13 protein-coding genes are annotated in these 15,717 nt (G+C 70.3%); 7 read left to right on the top strand and 6 right to left on the bottom strand.

What is annotated here, in order from left to right:
• Nucleotides 1–11: 11 nt before the first annotated feature.
• Both OG302_RS06600 and OG302_RS06595 read right to left on the bottom strand, forming a co-directional pair.
• On the bottom strand, nucleotides 12–665 hold the full coding sequence (locus OG302_RS06600) for a zf-HC2 domain-containing protein (protein WP_371525872.1): 654 nt from the start codon (nucleotides 663–665) through the stop codon (nucleotides 12–14).
• Between the two features lie 116 nt (nucleotides 666–781).
• Complete coding sequence (locus OG302_RS06595; RefSeq protein WP_371525871.1) at nucleotides 782–1,297, bottom strand: hypothetical protein; 516 nt, start codon at nucleotides 1,295–1,297, stop codon at nucleotides 782–784.
• Between the two features lie 289 nt (nucleotides 1,298–1,586).
• Here OG302_RS06595 and OG302_RS06590 point away from each other — a divergent pair, with 289 nt between their 5' ends.
• The 3 genes from OG302_RS06590 (at nucleotide 1,587) to OG302_RS06580 (ending at nucleotide 4,826) form a co-directional block, all read left to right on the top strand.
• Nucleotides 1,587–2,831, top strand: coding sequence for a CapA family protein (locus OG302_RS06590; RefSeq protein ID WP_371525870.1), 1,245 nt, complete (start codon nucleotides 1,587–1,589; stop codon nucleotides 2,829–2,831).
• 130 nt (nucleotides 2,832–2,961) lie between these two features.
• Complete coding sequence (locus tag OG302_RS06585) at nucleotides 2,962–3,894, top strand: NAD-dependent epimerase/dehydratase family protein (RefSeq protein WP_371525869.1); 933 nt, start codon at nucleotides 2,962–2,964, stop codon at nucleotides 3,892–3,894.
• Nucleotides 3,891–4,826, top strand: a complete 936-nt coding sequence (locus OG302_RS06580) for an RNA polymerase sigma-70 factor (protein WP_371525868.1) — start codon at nucleotides 3,891–3,893, stop codon at nucleotides 4,824–4,826. The genes OG302_RS06585 and OG302_RS06580 overlap by 4 nt, the downstream gene beginning before the upstream one ends.
• Nucleotides 4,827–4,879: 53 nt before the next feature.
• Here the strand turns inward: OG302_RS06580 and OG302_RS06575 are convergent, their stop codons facing one another.
• On the bottom strand, nucleotides 4,880–7,801 hold the full coding sequence (locus tag OG302_RS06575; RefSeq protein ID WP_371525867.1) for a glycoside hydrolase domain-containing protein: 2,922 nt from the start codon (nucleotides 7,799–7,801) through the stop codon (nucleotides 4,880–4,882).
• Between the two features lie 139 nt (nucleotides 7,802–7,940).
• Here OG302_RS06575 and OG302_RS06570 point away from each other — a divergent pair, with 139 nt between their 5' ends.
• The 4 genes from OG302_RS06570 (at nucleotide 7,941) to OG302_RS06555 (ending at nucleotide 12,874) form a co-directional block, all read left to right on the top strand.
• Nucleotides 7,941–9,113, top strand: a complete 1,173-nt coding sequence (locus tag OG302_RS06570; RefSeq protein ID WP_371525866.1) for an ROK family protein — start codon at nucleotides 7,941–7,943, stop codon at nucleotides 9,111–9,113.
• A 152-nt stretch (nucleotides 9,114–9,265) separates the two neighbouring features.
• Complete coding sequence (locus tag OG302_RS06565; RefSeq protein WP_371525865.1) at nucleotides 9,266–10,267, top strand: ABC transporter permease; 1,002 nt, start codon at nucleotides 9,266–9,268, stop codon at nucleotides 10,265–10,267.
• Nucleotides 10,264–11,187, top strand: a complete 924-nt coding sequence (locus OG302_RS06560) for a carbohydrate ABC transporter permease (RefSeq protein WP_371525864.1) — start codon at nucleotides 10,264–10,266, stop codon at nucleotides 11,185–11,187. The genes OG302_RS06565 and OG302_RS06560 overlap by 4 nt, the downstream gene beginning before the upstream one ends.
• A gap of 58 nt (nucleotides 11,188–11,245) precedes the next feature.
• The gene (locus tag OG302_RS06555) at nucleotides 11,246–12,874 is read left to right on the top strand and encodes an extracellular solute-binding protein (protein WP_371525863.1); all 1,629 of its coding nucleotides are present in this window, start codon (nucleotides 11,246–11,248) and stop codon (nucleotides 12,872–12,874) included.
• A 74-nt stretch (nucleotides 12,875–12,948) separates the two neighbouring features.
• Here the strand turns inward: OG302_RS06555 and OG302_RS06550 are convergent, their stop codons facing one another.
• From OG302_RS06550 to OG302_RS06540, 3 genes are all read right to left on the bottom strand, one after another.
• The gene (locus OG302_RS06550; RefSeq protein ID WP_371525862.1) at nucleotides 12,949–13,581 is read right to left on the bottom strand and encodes a GNAT family N-acetyltransferase; all 633 of its coding nucleotides are present in this window, start codon (nucleotides 13,579–13,581) and stop codon (nucleotides 12,949–12,951) included.
• A gap of 105 nt (nucleotides 13,582–13,686) precedes the next feature.
• A complete protein-coding gene (locus tag OG302_RS06545) occupies nucleotides 13,687–15,111 on the bottom strand; it encodes an amino acid permease (protein ID WP_371525861.1) in 1,425 nt (474 codons plus the stop codon).
• A 123-nt stretch (nucleotides 15,112–15,234) separates the two neighbouring features.
• On the bottom strand, nucleotides 15,235–15,696 hold the full coding sequence (locus OG302_RS06540) for a universal stress protein (RefSeq protein ID WP_361831579.1): 462 nt from the start codon (nucleotides 15,694–15,696) through the stop codon (nucleotides 15,235–15,237).
• Nucleotides 15,697–15,717: the final 21 nt, after the last annotated feature.

Here is a 15,717-nt window from a genome sequence, read left to right as displayed (position 1 = left end):
CGAAGCCGGGTTCAGGGCCGTCGCAAGGTCAGCAGGCGCTGTCCGTCCGTCGTGCGCACCTCGTAGCGTGCGATGTCCTGGCGGGGCAGGGCCGCGCCGCCTCGGGTCGAGAGGGCGGCCCACGGCTCGTCCGCGGGCACCTTCCACGTCGTCACCGTCTGCTCGGAGCCGTCGGTGCCGACGGCGACGAGCTCGCAGACATGGGCGCCTTCCGGATCGCGGACGCGGAGCCCGATGTCCGTGCCCCAGTCACGGCCGCGCGCGGTCAGGGTCGCCGAGACGCCGGTGCGGCCGTCCCGTGCGGTGATCTGTTCAGGGCCGGGTCCCTCGGCGTGCAGGAGGGCCGCCGCGGGAGCCGCGAGCGCCAGTGCGACGGCCGCCGCGACCGCGCACAGCCACCGTCTGCGCCCGGCCCTGCGCAGCCGCACGGCCTCGACGAGCAGCCGGCCGAGGAGGCCGGGGCCGGGCACGGCCAGCGGTTCCACGCGGGGCGGCGTGAGACGGTCGTAGGCCGCCAACTGCTCTGCCGCCGGGCCGAGTTCCGCCACCAGGGCCCGGCATTCGGGGCAGTCCATGAGGTGGTCGTCAAAGCGGAAGGTGTCCGCCGCGTCGAGGACACCGAGCGCGTAGGCGCCGGCGTCGCGATGCCGCTCCAGGGACCTCATGGCGTTCCTTGCGTGACGAGACGGGCAGGGGGTGCTTCCTGCCCTCCCGTACGCAGCGGACCGCCGAATCACTCAAGGCATGGGGCGCGAACACACGCGCGGGGCGCCAGAACAGATCAGAACAGATGGATCGCCAGGTGCCCGAGCGGCAGCCCCAGGCGCCAGGCCGCCGTCCACACCTTGGGTCCGTCGTCCTCGCCGCACGGCGAACCGCCGCCCGGCACCGCGTCCAGATCGGGTGCGAGCAGCTCCGTCTCCTCCAGCCATCGCCATGCCAGGTCGGCCAGTTCCAGGTCGGGTGCGGGTTCACCGGAGGCGACCGCATCCGCCGCGAGCACGGCCATCCGTTCGCCGACCCAGTCCAGCCATGGCTGGTCGTAGGCCGTCAGGGACAGCCAGGTCTCCAGCTGCGAGACCACGCGGATGCCCGACAGCTCTCCATTCATGTCGGAGAGGAAAATAGTCAGGGCCAGAGCATCACGCCCCGCGCGGTATTCGAAAGATGTCGGCGGCATCAAATCGCCGGTGCGCAGCAATTCGTCCGCGATGTACTCGGCGTACAACCACGCCATCGGCACGGCCAGTTCGCCACCACTCGGGCCCTCCGTGTTTCCTCGGCTCTCGTGCAGCATCCCGTCTCGCCTTCCTCCGATCCGTGCGCGTCGCCGGCCTCTGGCCCCCAATCCGGAACACGGATGAGGACAGCCGATTACCAGAAGGGGGCGCTGAGCAAGGCGCTTTACGGAGCCTTGACCCGGCCCTCGGTTTCGTCGCAGGTCGGAGCCAGTCTGTTCTTCGTGTCACATGGCTGGATGATTTACATCCTTTTCGGGGAGTATGACGGCATTGCTGCTTGACTCGACAGTGTGTCCGAATGTGGATTCGTTTCGCCGAATATCCCCCATTCACGGAGCCTGGTCGATGACGCAGCGAACACCGCGGAAAACCGCCGTTCTGACCGCCGTAATGATCGGAGCCGCACTCACCACGACCGCCGCCTGCACGGCGAATGCGGAGCCCGAACAGGAGCGGGGTCCGAAGCACGGAAGCGAGAGACACCAGGAAGGCGCCCGGGACGGAAATCGGGACGCTTCGCCCCCCGCCCCGTCGGCCGCCGGCGGCGCTCAAGAGGCCCGGCGCGCCTTCACGCTCGTCGCCTCCGGGGACGTGCTCCCGCACTCCTCGATCATCAGCAGGGCCAACGCCGACGCGGGGGGCGACGGCTACGACTTCGAGCCGATGCTCAAGGGCGTCAAACCCGTCGTGTCCAAGGCCGACCTGGCGATCTGTCACATGGAGACGGTCTACGGGGAGAACGGCGACTACACCGGCTACCCCAACTTCAAGTCCCCTCCCCAGATCGCCCACGCCCTGAAGGCCACCGGCTACGACGCCTGCTCCACCGCCTCCAACCACACCCTCGACGACGGCGCGGCGGGGGTGCGCCGGACGCTTCACGCGCTCGACAAGGCAGGCGTCAAGCACGCGGGTTCGGGCCGCACGGCCGCCGAGGGCAGGTCCCCGGCCTGGCTGAGCGCGGGCGGCGCGAAGGTGGCGCAGCTCGCCTACACGTACGGCACGAACGACTATCCGCTGCCCAAGGGCAAGCCCTGGACGGTCAACCTCATGGAGCGCGGGCGGATCGTCGCGGACGCGCGCGCCGCGCGGAAGGCGGGCGCGGACGTGGTCGTCGTCTCGGTCCACTGGGGCACGGAGTGGCAGGACACCCCGGACAGTCAGCAACTGAGCCTGGGCAAGCAGCTCACGGCATCCCGGACGCGGGGCCGCCCCGACATCGACCTGATCCTGGGCACCCACGCGCACGTCCCGCAGGCGTACGAGAAGGTCAACAAGACCTGGGTCATCTACGGCATGGGCGACCAGATCGCCGGCGACATGATCAACGACGAGGGCGCGCACGACCCGCGGGGCAATCAGGGCACGCTCGGCCGCTTCACATTCGCCCCGCCCGCGGCGCCCGGCGGACGCTGGGAGGTCAGGAAGGCCGAGTTCATCCCCCAGTGGTTCGACACGGGGACGGGACGCGTGACGAACCTGAACGCGGCGCTCGACCGGGGTGCCGACGTCTCCGCCGTCCGCGACCGCATCCGCCGGATCGTGCTGGGCCGGGGCGCGGCCAAGGACGGCCTGGTCATGGGCCAGTAGGCGGGACGCCGCCCGCGAGAACCTCCGTATGTCACAGACGTCCGGGGCTGCCTCGTCTCTGGAGTGAGAGGCAGCACCTGACGTCCGTATCCGGCCGTCAGGTGGCCGGAGATCAGGAAGGTGATGCGGGATGCGCGTTTTTGTGGCCGGTGGGACCGGGGTCCTGGGGCGGCGCCTGGTGCCCCAGCTCGTGGCCAGGGGGCACCAGGTGACGGCCACGACGACGAGCGCGGCCAAGACGGTCCTGCTCGCGCGGCTGGGCGCCGAGGCGGTCGTGATGGACGGGCTCGACGCCATGTCGGTCGGCGAGGCGGTGGCCGGGGCCCGGCCGGACGCGATCGTGCACCAGATGACCGCCATCTCCGTGGCGCACGCGGGCAAGCCCGACATGAAGCACCTGGACCGCTGGTTCGCCACCACGGTGCGGCTGCGCACCGAGGGGACGGACCACCTGCTGGCCGCCGCCGAGGCGACCGGCGTGACCCACGTCGTCGCACAGAGCCACGCGAGCTGGAACGGCATCCGCCGGGGCGGCTGGGTGAAGACCGAGGAGGACCCGCTCGACCCCGAGACGGGCACCCTCGCCCACGCGGGCGCGGACGCGCTGCGCCACGTCGAGACCGCGGTCGTCGAGGCAGGCGGCGCGGCTCTCCGGTACGGCGGGCTCTACGGCCCCGGCGCCACCGACGACCAGGTCGAGCTCGTGCGCAAAAGGCAGTTCCCGCTCGTCGGCGGCGGGGCGGGCCACAGCTCCTGGGTGCACCTCGACGACGCGGCGAGCGCTACCGTCCTGGCCGTGGAGCAAAAAGCGAGGGGTGTGTTCAACATTGTCGACGACGAACCGGCTCCGGCGAGCGAGTGGTTGCCGTACCTGGCCGCCTGCGCGGGCGCGAAGCCTCCGATGCGGGTGCCCAAGTGGCTGGCCCGCCTCCTCGCCGGAGATGTGGCGGTGACGATGATGACCGAGGGGCGCGGTTTCTCCAACGCCAAGGCCAAGCGGGACCTCGGCTGGGAGCTGCGCCATCCCTCGTGGCGCCAGGGGTTCAAGGAGGACCTCAGGTGAACCGGACCGAGGAATTCGAGGAGCTGCGGCCCCTGCTGTTCGCGATCGCCTACCGGATCCTCGGCAGCGTGAGCGAGGCGGAGGACGCGGTGCAGGAGAGCTGGCTGCGCTGGGAGGCCTCCCCGACGGAGCCCCGGTCGACCAAGGCCTTCCTGTCGGCGGTGGTCACCCGGGTCTCGATCGACGTGCTGCGCTCGGCCCGCGTCCGGCGGGAGGCGTATGTCGGGCCGTGGTTCCCCGAGCCGCTCCTGACCGACCCCTACCAGGACCCGGAGCGTTCGGCGGAGCTCGCCGATTCGCTGTCGATGGCGGCACTGGTGCTGCTCGAACGGCTGACCCCGCTGGAGCGCGCGGTGTTCGTGCTGCGGGAGGTGTTCGGGTTCGGCTTCCCGGAGATCGCGTCGTCCGTGGAGCGCTCGGAGTCGGCGTGCCGCCAGCTCGCCGTGCGGGCGCGGCGGCACATGGACGCGGGTCGGCCCCGGTTCGAGGCCGACCGCAGGGATCGGGAGGAACTCGCCGACCGCTTCTTCGGCGCGTTCAGGGAAGGCGACGTCGACGGGCTGCAGGAGCTCCTGGCCGCCGACGTCACCATGGTCGGGGACGGCGGCGGCAAGGCACCGCAGTTCGCCCAGAGCATCATCGGCGCCGCGAACGTGGCCCGGGTGTTCGCCGCGCTCGCCCCGCAGTTCCTCAGCATCGGCGTGGTGGTGGAGCCGCGCCGGATCAACGGCCAGCCCGGCGCGATCTTCCGGGACCGGGAAGGCAAGGTCGTCAGCACCTTGGTCCTGGAGTTCCTGGACGGGCAGATCCAGACGATCCGCTCGGTGCTCAACCCCGACAAGCTCGCCCACGTGGGCCCGGTGGCGGACGCCTGGGCGCTCAAGCGGGAGGCGGGCGAGGCCCGCAGGCCACGGACCGGCCGGCAGGGCTGAACCGTTCCGGTGGGGCCGGCCGCACCTCGGCCGCCCCCACCGGAAGGCGCGCCTCAGCCGATCCGCACCAGCCACCCCCGCCCCGGCTCCACCCGCATCGCCTCACCCGCGGCGAACGTCCGCTCCGGCTGGAACCCCTCGATCGCGGGAGCGTACGCGGCGAGGGGCCCGCTCTCCGAGGAGAGGACCACGTCCACCGCTTCGGGGGCCCACGAGGCGAGCGCCGTCACGGTCCCGCCGGGCCCCTCCCACGTGGTGGCGAGGACGTCGTCCCGCCCGGTCCGCACCGGCGGCGTGCCGGTGGCCCACCACCCCGTCATCTCCGCCTCCGGGAGCCGGAGTCGGTCGAAGGCCCGCCACAAGGGCCGTACGTCCGTCATGGGTGCCCGCGCGGTCATCCCGAAGACGAGTCCGCGCCAGGGATTGCCGCCGCCCTCCAGCATCTCGCCCATCAGGCCGAAGGGGATGCCCGAGATCTCCACGAGCCAGTACGCGGGGTCGGCTCCGGCGGACCCGTCCGCGCCGTCGTAGTCGAAGAGCTCGCCCAGCCAGAGCCGGTCGACATAGGGCAGCAGTTCCGCGTACAGGTTCGCGCTCGACGCGAAGCCGTCCGGCTCGCGGAACTGGTTGCAGGAGTGCAGGTCGACCAGGGGCGGCGTCTCGCCGGACGCGGAGAGCACCTTCCGGACCCGCTTCATGGTCGTCCGGTCGTACGCGACGTCGTCGAGGTAGAGCCCGTCGACGCCCACGACCCTGCGCAGCCGCTCGATCCCGTTCACATAGGAGTTGTGCCACCGCGAGTCGCCGCACGTGACGACCGCGACGTCCCCCACGTCGGGCGCCACCCACCCGGGCACGTAGTCCCCGCCAAGATGCTCGCGCAGCCACGCGTGCCCGCCGCCGGGACCGGGCGCGAAGATCTCGTCGCCCAGCGACGCGAGCACCGGCAACTCCGGTGTGTGGCGCGTCAGTTCGCGCACGGTGTCATACACCTTGACCTGGATCCCGAGCCGGTGCGCCTCCTCGGTGTAGGAGCGCAGGGCGTCCGCGCCCAGGAGCGGGTCGTTGATGTACGGATTGGGCGGCGTGGCGTGGTGCAGATTGGCGACGTTCGCGCCGTACTCGGCGATCTCCGGCGGTGACGCGTACGCGTGGTAGTAGCGCTCGGAGAGCTGCCGTGCCGGGTCGAGCGGCTTGAACGGGGTCAGGAGCAGCCGGAATTCGAAACACCGGATCTCGCCCGCGCGCAGCACGAGCGGCCCGCTGAAGGCGGTGAGGCGGCGCACCCCCTCGCTCGTGCGCAGCCGCACCCCGCCCGCCCCGTCGCCCGCCCAGGAGCGGGGGGTGCGCAGGGGCTTCTCGCGGTAGTAGTTGGTGTTGAGCGGCCGTGCGTAGTGCTCGTCACGGAGGCTGAGCTGGAGTCCCGCCGCCGGGTCGCCGAGCCAGAACGCGTCCTGGTTGCGGGTGGGCGTGTCCCACTCCCAGTCGTACGCCGCCGGGCACGCCCGGCCGGTCAGGCCGAGCCCCATCGCGTACCGGGCGATCTCCTCGTGGACCGGCACCTCCAGTGTCACGTCGAGTTGGGTGTCGGCGGTGGCCTCGACGGTGGCGCGGATCACGAGGAAGCCGTCGGCCTCCAACTCACCCTCGGTGCGCAGGAGTACGTCCTGCCCGGCGGCCCGTGCCGACCAGCACACCCGCGCCGGTCCCGGCCGGTCCAGGCTGAGCGGCCCGTGCTCCAGGGGGCGGCCGAGGTCCATGGTGACGGGTGCGGCGAGCAGGTCGCGCGGCGGTCCGTCGGCGCGCGTGACGGTCGGTGTGAAGGTGGAGACCAGCCGCCGGGGGAGTCCCTGCGGGCCGAGCTCGACCGTGCGGCCGAGCAGCGTCAGCCGCTGACCGCCGGCCGTGGTGACCGCCTCGACCGGGGTGAACGGCGCGACCGGCTCGTCGTCCTGCGCGAGCGTCGAGTCCAGCCATCCGAGCCGCGAGAGCCGCCATGGTTCACCGGCACCGCCGTCGCGGACGAGGCCGGGGCCGACGGTCAGGCGCAGCGGCAGCACCTGCTCCGGGACACCGGTCGCGTGGACGGCGACCTCCCCTTCGTACCGGCCGGGCCGGGTGTCCTCGGGTACGTCCACGCCGAACCAGAGCGATCCCGCGCGCCCCTCGCCGACCGTGACGCGCCGTTCGAAGGTCCGGCCGCGCGCATCGGTGCCGCCCGTGCTGACGCACCGGGCGGAGAAGGGCAGCCCGCGGATCTCGGCACGCACGTCCGTCAGCTCCTGGAGCGCGTACACGCCGACCTGCACCGCGAGGAACTCCCCGCGGTCCGCCGTGACGTCGAGCGGCGCGAAGGGAGTGGCCAGCGCCCAGCGCGCGGGCAGCCGTTGGTAGCGGCCGAGCGGATGGGCGCGGTCCTCGCCGAAGAGCAGGAGCCGGGCGTCGCCGTGCTCCTGCCGGAGGCGGGCGCACTCGTCCTCGGTGGCCGCGAAGCCGAGCGGCGCGAAGGAGTCGACCGCGCTCGCAGCCTCGTAGCCGAAGGCCTCGGCGCGCGGCAGCTTGTCCCATCCGGAGTCGTCGTGCAGGCCGCAGCGGTGGACCCAGCCAGGGTCCGCCGTGCGTGTCGGAGGCCGGTAGGCGGCCTGCGGATAGTAGGGCTTGCCCGTGTGCGCGTACGGGAGGTAGTGCACGGCGTAGGTGCCCGGGCCGTCCACCGGCTCGAAGGCGATGCGCCCCACCTCGCCGGTGACCTGCACGGCGACGGTGTTGCGCACACGTTCCCCGGAGGGCCCGACCACGATCACGTCCACCGCCGCGGGGGCCGGGTCCTGGCGCCGCCACGGAAGTTCGGCCGCCACGGCGGGTGCCGCGGTGTCGGAGGCTTCGGCGCGCACGAGAAGCCGGTGGTTACCGTAGACGTCGCTGTCCCAGGAGCCGATCCCGCAAGCCAGCTCCGGATGACCAGTCTCACCCATCTGTGCTCCCCCAAGGGCGCTATTTATTAGGTAAGTTTCTCAATCGCTCCGGGTCACCCTGGAGATCAACCGACCGCGCTGTCAAGGGGGACGCCTTGAATCGCGGAGACCGGGAGCGGAGTCCATGAAGAAGGAACCCATGAGCCCCACGAGTGCCGCGGGCGCCCTGAGCACCACGGGTGCCATGAGCGGTGACCCGTCGCTGCTGCGCCGCCTCAACGCGGCCGCCGCCCTGCGGGTGCTGCGCGAGCGGGACGAGATCACCGTGCCCGAACTCGCCTCCCTCATCGGGGTGTCGAGGCCCACGGCCCAGGACCTCACGGCCCAGCTCCTGCGCGAGGGCCGCCTGGTGGAGCTGACGCCGGGCAGCGGCAGCGTGGGCAGGCCCGCCCGCAGGTTCCGCTTCCGCGCCGAGGCCGCCCATGTCCTCGGCGTGGACATCGGCGCGCACAAGATCCTGGTGCACGCCGCCGACCTGCTGGGCCGCACCGTGGCAACCCAGCGGGTCGCCGTCACGCCCGAACTCCCGGCGGACCGGCGCCTCGACGCCGTCCGCGAGGCGATCGCGGGCTGTCTGGCCCAGCCCGCGGCGGCGCACGTGCGCCCGCTGGCGACCGGCGTCGGCACCAGCGGCATGGTGGATGCCGCGGGCCGGGTCGTGGAGAGCGACTCGCTGCCCCAGTGGACGGGCCTGGACCTCACCCGCGAACTCGCCGACCCGGGTCACGGCCCCGTCGTCGTGGGCAACGACATCCAGCTCGCGACCCTCGCCGAGTGCACCGGGGGAGTGTCGGTGGGCACGGGCGACTGCGTGTACCTGTACGTCGGCAACCGGCTCGGCATCGGCCTGTGGCTCCGCGGCGAGCTGCACCGCGGACACCGTGGCGCGGCGGGGGAGATGGTCGCCGGGGACGGCTGGGAGCGGTGCTACCAGCGGCTTCTGGACTGGTTCGCGGGGCACGAGGGCGCGGACAGGCCCACGCGGGAGAACGCCGCCCGCGCGGTGGTGACCGCGGCGGCGGCGGGCGACGGCGGGGCCCGGTACACCCTGCGTGCCTTCGCCGAGGCGCTGGCCGACAGCCTGGCCCGCCACGTTGCCGTACTCGACCCGCGGTCCGTCGTGCTCGGCGGCGGCATCTCCCGTGCGGGCGCCCTGCTGAGCGAGCCGTTCGAGGCACGGCTCGGCGCGCTCTGCCCCTACCGGCCGACGGTCCAAACCTCCGTACTCGGCGAGGAATCCACCGCAATCGGGGCAGCTCGTCTCGCACTGGAGCACATCGACCACGCCGCGGAGAAAAGTCCAACTCTCTAGGACCGGCAGGTGGTTGACGGGCGGGAGTCACGCTTCGATGATGTGGCTCTCTTTCGGCAAGTTGGCTTCTTAATTGGCCGGCTCTCGACGGCCGTCCCGGCTGTCGGCTGCCATTTTTCTGTTCCGTCGTGCCGCCAGGCCAGGGAGTACGTGTGACATCCCCAGCAACGCAACGCAGGCCACGCGCCGCGTCGCCGCCACCGTCCGTGTCGGATCCGAAGTCCCCGAACCCGCCGCGCCACCGCCGCGTCCCGCTCCGCGTCCGACTGCGGAACAACTGGGTGATGCTGGCCCTCATGGCCCCTGGCCTGCTGTTCTTCCTGCTGTTCTTCTATCTGCCGATGCTCGGCAACGTCATCGCCTTCCAGGACTACCAGCCCTTCATCGGCTTCAAGGACAGCCCCCTGGTGGGCCTCGCCAACTTCCAGGAGCTCTTCGCCGACCCGGCGTTCTGGGAAGCGGTCCGCAACACCCTCGCCTTCGCCGCGCTCCAGCTGATCTTCTTCTTCCCGGCACCGCTCGCCCTCGCCCTGCTCATCAACAGCCTGGTCAGCCCGCGCATCAAGAAGTTCGTGCAGAGCGTCGTCTATCTGCCGCACTTCATCTCCTGGGTCCTGGTCGTCGCCCTCTTCCAGCAGGTCCTCGGCGGCGCGGGCCTGTTCAGCAACTACCTGCGCGACCACGGCATGTCCGCCCTGGACGTGATGACCGACCCCAGCACCTTCTCCCTCCTCATCACCGGGCAGGTCATCTGGAAGGACATCGGCTGGGGCATGATCATTTACCTGGCGGCGCTCGCGAGCGTCGACCAGAGCCTGTACGAATCGGCGGCCGTCGACGGAGCCGGACGCCGGCGCCGCATGTGGCACGTGACCCTGCCCGCCGTGCGCGGCGTCACGATCATGCTGCTCGTGCTCCGCCTCGGTGACGTCCTGTCCGTGGGCTTCGAGCAGTTCCTGCTCCAGCGCGACGCGGTCGGCGCCCGCGCCTCGGAAGTCCTCGACACCTACATCTACTACCACGGCGTCGTCTACGGCGACTGGGGCGTCGGCGCCGCCGCGGGCCTGGTCAAGGGCGTCATCGGGGCCCTGATGATCTACGGCGCCAACAAGGTCGCCCACGCCTTCGGAGAGCACGGGGTGTACAGCAAATGAGCAGCTTCGGATTCCCCCTGCGATCGCCGCGGCCCCGCGAGGAGCGGCCCGCCTGGGAAGAGCCGCCGACGAAGATCGGCTCGACCGCCAAGGCCGTCGTCATCACCGTCATCTGCGCCGTGATGATCCTGCCCTTCCTCACGGTCCTCTCCACCAGCCTCGCTTCCCGCGAGGAGATCACCGAGGCGGGCGGCTTCGTCCTCTTCCCCACGGACCCGACCCTGGAGGCGTACCGCACGATCCTCTCCGGCGGCATCGTCTCCCGCGCCGTCGTGGTCAGCGTCCTGATCACGCTCGCCGGCACGGCACTCTCGCTCCTGACGACGATCGCGCTCGCCTACGGCCTCAGCAAGCGCGGCGTCCCCGGGAGCAAGCCGATCCTCCTGATGGTGCTCTTCACGCTGCTCTTCGTGCCGGGCATGGTGCCGATGTACGTGGTGGTCAAGGAGCTCGGACTCCTCGACTCCTACTGGTCGTTGATCCTCCCCGTCATGATCAACGCCTTCAATCTCGTCGTTCTGCGGGCGTTCTTCATGAACATCCCCGAGGAGCTGTACCAGGCGGCGCGCATCGACGGCGCGGGCGACTGGCGGATCCTGACCCGCATCGTGCTGCCGCTCTCCAAGGGAGTCGTCGCCGTCGTCGGCCTCTTCTACGCGGTGACGTACTGGAACGCCTTCTTCAACGCGATGCTCTACCTGAACGACTCGGGCAAGTGGCCCATCCAGCTTGTTCTGCGCACCTACGTCGTCCAGGGCAAGTCCATCTCGGGCGACCAGCTCGGCGTCAGCCACATGCCGCCCCAGCAGTCGATCTCCATGGCGGTCGTCATGATCGCGCTCATCCCGATCCTGCTGCTCTTCCCCTTCCTGCAGAAGTACTTCACCAAGGGCGTGCTCACCGGCGCCATCAAGGGCTGAACCTCCCTCCCCCTCCGAGACCCCCCTGACACCTTTCGCGGAGATTCCCATGACAGGCATGTCCCGACGCACGTTCCTGAGCCTCTCCACCGCCGTCGCCGCGGGCGCGGCGGCCACTTCGCTGACGGGCTGCGGCTCGGGTGCGAAGAAGACCGGCGAGGCGGCATCGTCGAAGGTGAGGCTGCCTTCGTACGTCCCCTACACCAAGGTCAAGCCCGACCTGCCGCCGAACGCGAAGGGCCTGTCGGCGGGGTTCCTCTCGTACCCCAAGGACCTGGTGCGCAGCGTCCCGAAGAAGCCCGGCGACGGCTCGAAGATCACGCTGCTGACCGAGATCTGGACCCAGCCGCCGGCCCCCGCGGGCTCCAACTCCCACTGGAAGAAGGTGAACAAGGAACTCGGCGTCGACCTGGAGGCGATCCTCGGCACCGATCCCGGCTACGAGGAGAAGTTCTCCGCCGTCATCGCGGGCGGCGATCTGCCCGACCTGATGTGGATACCGCCGAACCAGGGCATCCAGCACGTCGCCGAGCTCCTGGAGGCCAAGTGCGCGGACATCACGGAGTACGTCTCCGGTGACGCGGTGAAGGACTATCCGAACCTCGCCGCGATGACCCCCGCCCACTGGAAGACCGCGGTGGTCAACGGCAAGATCTGGGGCGCGCCCAGCCCGTACCCGGCCCTCGGGCAGGTCTACGGCGGCAACCCCAGGATCTGGGAGAAGGCGGACGGCTTCTCGGCGAGCAGCCCAGAGGAGTTCCTCGCCAAGTGCAAGGAGGTCACGGGCGGCAAGGTCTGGGCCCTTGAGCCGATCTACGTCAACGCGGCCAGTGTGCTGAGCCAGTGTTTCGGCGCCCCCAACAAGTGGCGCAAGAACAAGGATGGTTCGCTCACCTGGTTCCAGGAGACCGACGAGTACACCGAGGCCCTGAACTTCGTCCTCAAGCTGAAGAAGGCCGGCGTCTTCTACCCCGGCAACCCCAAGATGGCGGACGCGAACACCAAGCTGGCGCAGGGGTCGATCGGCGCGGTCGTCTTCGCCAACCCGTTCAACGCCCGCAAGGACATCCGGGTCCAGGACCCCGGCCTGGCAGCCGAGATCCTGATCCCGTTCGGCGCGGGCGGCAACAAGCCGAACCACCACTACCACCTCGGCACGATCGGCTACACGGCCATCAAGAAGGGCGACGAGAAGCGTGTGCGCATGCTGCTCGGCGTCCTCAACTACCTGGCCGCACCCTTCGGGACCACCGAGCGCGAGTTCCTCGAGTTCGGCACCGAGGGCGAGGACTTCACGTACGACAAACACGGCTTCCCGGAGCGCTCGAAGCAGGGCAAGCAGCAGGTCGAGGGCCTCTTCAGCGGGCTGACCACGGCAACCACCTCACCGTTCGCGCTGGTCGCCTCGACGTTCCCGGGCAGCGACCGTGCCCAGGACGTCGAGGACCTCTACGCCGCCGAGCAGAAGCTCATCGAGACCGCCGTCCAGAACCCGGTCGTCGGCCACTACTCGGACGCGTACACCCAGCACTACGGCCGCATGTCGACGGAGGCGAACGACCTGGTCAACGACATCGTCAGTGGCCGCAAGAAGCTGAGCGAGTGGAAGCCCTTCTGGGCGGAGTGGCGGAACAAGGGCCTGGAGCAGATGGCGCGGGAGTTCCAAAAGTCCATCGAGAGCGCCTGACTCCCGGCCCGCCCCGCCGCGACCCGCGTCCCCGGCGCACCGCGCCGTCCGGGACGCGGAACGCGGGTCGTGGTTCAGGGAGCGACGGGCTTGTGGAGGAAGCCGGTCAGCGGTGCGAGGGCCTTCCAGTCGAGCGTTTCGTAGAGCGCCCGGCCCGCGACGGTCGCGCCCAGGAGGCCGGTGGCCGCACCGCTCTCGATGGCCGCGTCGGTGAGTGCGCCCATCACGAGGGTGCCGAGGCCGAGGCGCTGGTGCGCCTCCTCGGTGACGATCTGGTCGAAGACGCAGGCGGCATCCGTCAGACCGATCTGACCGCGCGCGGCGAGCTCCCCGTCGGCGGCCAGGACGCGCACGGTGACCACACCGTCGGCGGTCTCGGTGGTGGCCGTATAACCGTCGGGTGCGCGCACTGGGGACGGACGCAGGTCGACCGCCATCAGGAAGCCGGGATCGGTCGGCTCCCACTCGGGCGGGAACCAGGGCTCCATGACGTCCGGTTCCAGAAAGGCCTTGATGCAGGTGGCCGGTTCGGTGACCGATCCGATGAGCTCGCGGGCCGTCCCGGTATCGGCGTCGAGCAGGACGTGACGGACCGTCTGGGTCGGCAGTCCGACCTGGATGCTCAGCCCCCACGGTTCGTCCACCGGCTTCGGTGTCCGCCGCGAGACGGTCCATCCCTCGACCCACGCGCGCGCGAGCTCCCCCATCAGAACACCCCTCCGAGTAATGACTGAAACCCGAAAGTGGATGTTACACAAGCTCCCTGCTCGTGTGTGCGCCGGCCGGAGCCCGGCCCTTCCGGAGCCCGGCCCTCAGGGAACGCGGTCGGTCTTGGCAAGCTCCGACTTCCGGTAGGAGTACCCGAAGTACACGATGAGGCCGACCACGAACCACACCGCGAACCGCACCCACGTCTGCCACTGCAGGAACGTGATCAGCCAGATGGAGAAGACGACCCCGATGGCGGGTACCACCGGCATGCCGGGGCAGCGGAACGTACGCGGCAGGTCGGGCTGCTTGTAGCGCAGCACGATCACCGCGACGCACACCACGACGAAGGCCAACAGGATGCCGATGTTGGTGAGTTCGGCGGCCTCGCCGATCGGCAGGAACCCGGCGATGGCGGCCGACGCGAAGCCGACGATCCAGGTCACGCGGGTCGGCACGTGCCGGGTCTTGTGCGTCTTGGCGAACCACTTCGGCAGCAGCCCGTCGCGCGACATGCTGAACCACACGCGGGTCACGCCGAGCATGAAGGTGAACATCACGGTGAGGATGCCGATGATCGCGCCGACCGCGATGACATCGGCGAGACCGCCCAGGCCCACCGACTTGAACGCGGTGGAGAAGCCGCTCTCCGGGTCGATGTCCTCGTAGCTCTGCATGCCGGTGAGGACCAGGCAGGCCAGGACGTACAGGACCATCGAGATGCCCAGCGAGTAGAGGATCGCCTTCGGCATGTGGCGCTGCGCGTCCTTGGACTCCTCGGCGGCGGTGCTCATCGCGTCGTAGCCGAAGACCGCGAAGAAGACCGTCGCCGCACCCGTGAACGCCCCGCTGACCCCGAAGGGGAAGAACGGCTTGTAGTTCCCGGTGTTGATGTGGAAGAACCCGACCGCGATGACGATGAGCACCACGATGACCTTCAGGACGACCACGATCATCTCGAAGCGGGCCGCGTTCTTGATGCCGAGGGTCAGCAGGTACGCGATGAGCAGGCAGAGCACCGCCGCGAACAGGTCGACCCTGTGGCCGTCCCCGGTGCCGGGCGCGCCCAGCATCCAGTTCGGCAGCTCGGCGCCCATGTCCTCGATCAGGAAGTTGAAGTAGCCGGAGATGCCGATCGCGACCACCGCCACGATCGCCGTGTACTCCAGGAGCAGGTCCCAGCCGATGAACCAGCCGGTGAGCTCGCCGAGCACCACATAGCCGTACGTGTAAGCCGATCCCGCCTTCGGGATGAGGCCCGCGAACTCGGCGTACGAGAAGGCCGCTGCCGCGCTCGCGACACCGGCGATGAGGAAGGAGATGAGGACGGCGGGTCCGGCCGTGCCGTTGGCCACCGTCCCGGCGAGCGTGAAGATGCCGGCGCCGATGATGCCACCGACGCCGATCGCGGTGAGCTGCCAGAGGCCGAGCGAGCGGGAGAGTCCACCGCCCGCTTCTGCCTCGGTCTCTTCGATGTTCTCGATGGGCTTGCGGCGCAGTACGCCATGCCCCATCCGGAGTCCCGCCATGAGCTCCACCTTTTCGCGGACGGCAGTCGGCTGATGGCGGATCATGATGGCGCAGGCATGGGCATGACGGAAGACGCCACACCCCCTGTACCTGTGCGGGTTCAGCAGTCTGGCGGCTGTGGGCTACGGCACCACGGTGACGGGCCAGCGGCCCGCCTTGACGAGGCGCACCGCGACCGAGCCGACGATCCGATGGCCCGCCTGCTCGGATGCGCCGACGACGACGGCGTCCGCCTTGAGGTCGTCCGCCGCGGTGACCAGACCGCTGTAGGGGTCACCGCGGAAGGTGTGGAACTCCCAGCGGATGTCGAATATGTCCTTCACCCGCTCGGTCGCCTCCCTGATGTCGGCGATCAGGCCCTCCGCGATCTCGTCCGTCGTCTCGGCCACCGGGGCGCCGAGGGCGGCGCCCGCGGCCATCACCGGCTGGATGTAGACGACGGCGAGCAGGGCGCGCTGCCTCCGCGCCAGACCACCGGCATATGCCGCGGCCCGGAGGGAGGAGTCCGAACCGTCGACGCCGACGACGATCACCTTCGGCCCGTCGGTGCCGCGTTCGAACTGGTGGGAGTGGTCTTCAGTCACAGCCGAGAGGTTAACGGAGAG

It is taken from the genome of Streptomyces sp. NBC_01283 (assembly GCF_041435335.1).
In the GTDB taxonomy this organism is placed as follows: Bacteria; Actinomycetota; Actinomycetes; order Streptomycetales; family Streptomycetaceae; genus Streptomyces.
The sequence above is the reverse complement of the archived record's forward strand: the minus strand, read 5'-3'. Positions and strand labels throughout refer to the sequence as shown.

Excerpts from the sequence above, each read along its gene's own strand:
- OG302_RS06600 (WP_371525872.1), bottom strand. The coding sequence starts at position 665 with ATGAGGTCCCTGGAGCGGCATCGCGACGCCGGCGCCTACGCGCTCGGT.
- OG302_RS06595 (WP_371525871.1), bottom strand. The coding sequence starts at position 1,297 with ATGCTGCACGAGAGCCGAGGAAACACGGAGGGCCCGAGTGGTGGCGAA.
- OG302_RS06590 (WP_371525870.1), top strand. The coding sequence starts at position 1,587 with ATGACGCAGCGAACACCGCGGAAAACCGCCGTTCTGACCGCCGTAATG.
- OG302_RS06585 (WP_371525869.1), top strand. The coding sequence starts at position 2,962 with ATGCGCGTTTTTGTGGCCGGTGGGACCGGGGTCCTGGGGCGGCGCCTG.
- OG302_RS06575 (WP_371525867.1), bottom strand. The coding sequence starts at position 7,801 with ATGGGTGAGACTGGTCATCCGGAGCTGGCTTGCGGGATCGGCTCCTGG.
- OG302_RS06570 (WP_371525866.1), top strand. The coding sequence starts at position 7,941 with ATGAGCCCCACGAGTGCCGCGGGCGCCCTGAGCACCACGGGTGCCATG.
- OG302_RS06560 (WP_371525864.1), top strand. The coding sequence starts at position 10,264 with ATGAGCAGCTTCGGATTCCCCCTGCGATCGCCGCGGCCCCGCGAGGAG.
- OG302_RS06555 (WP_371525863.1), top strand. The coding sequence starts at position 11,246 with ATGTCCCGACGCACGTTCCTGAGCCTCTCCACCGCCGTCGCCGCGGGC.
- OG302_RS06550 (WP_371525862.1), bottom strand. The coding sequence starts at position 13,581 with ATGGGGGAGCTCGCGCGCGCGTGGGTCGAGGGATGGACCGTCTCGCGG.
- OG302_RS06545 (WP_371525861.1), bottom strand. The coding sequence starts at position 15,111 with ATGGCGGGACTCCGGATGGGGCATGGCGTACTGCGCCGCAAGCCCATC.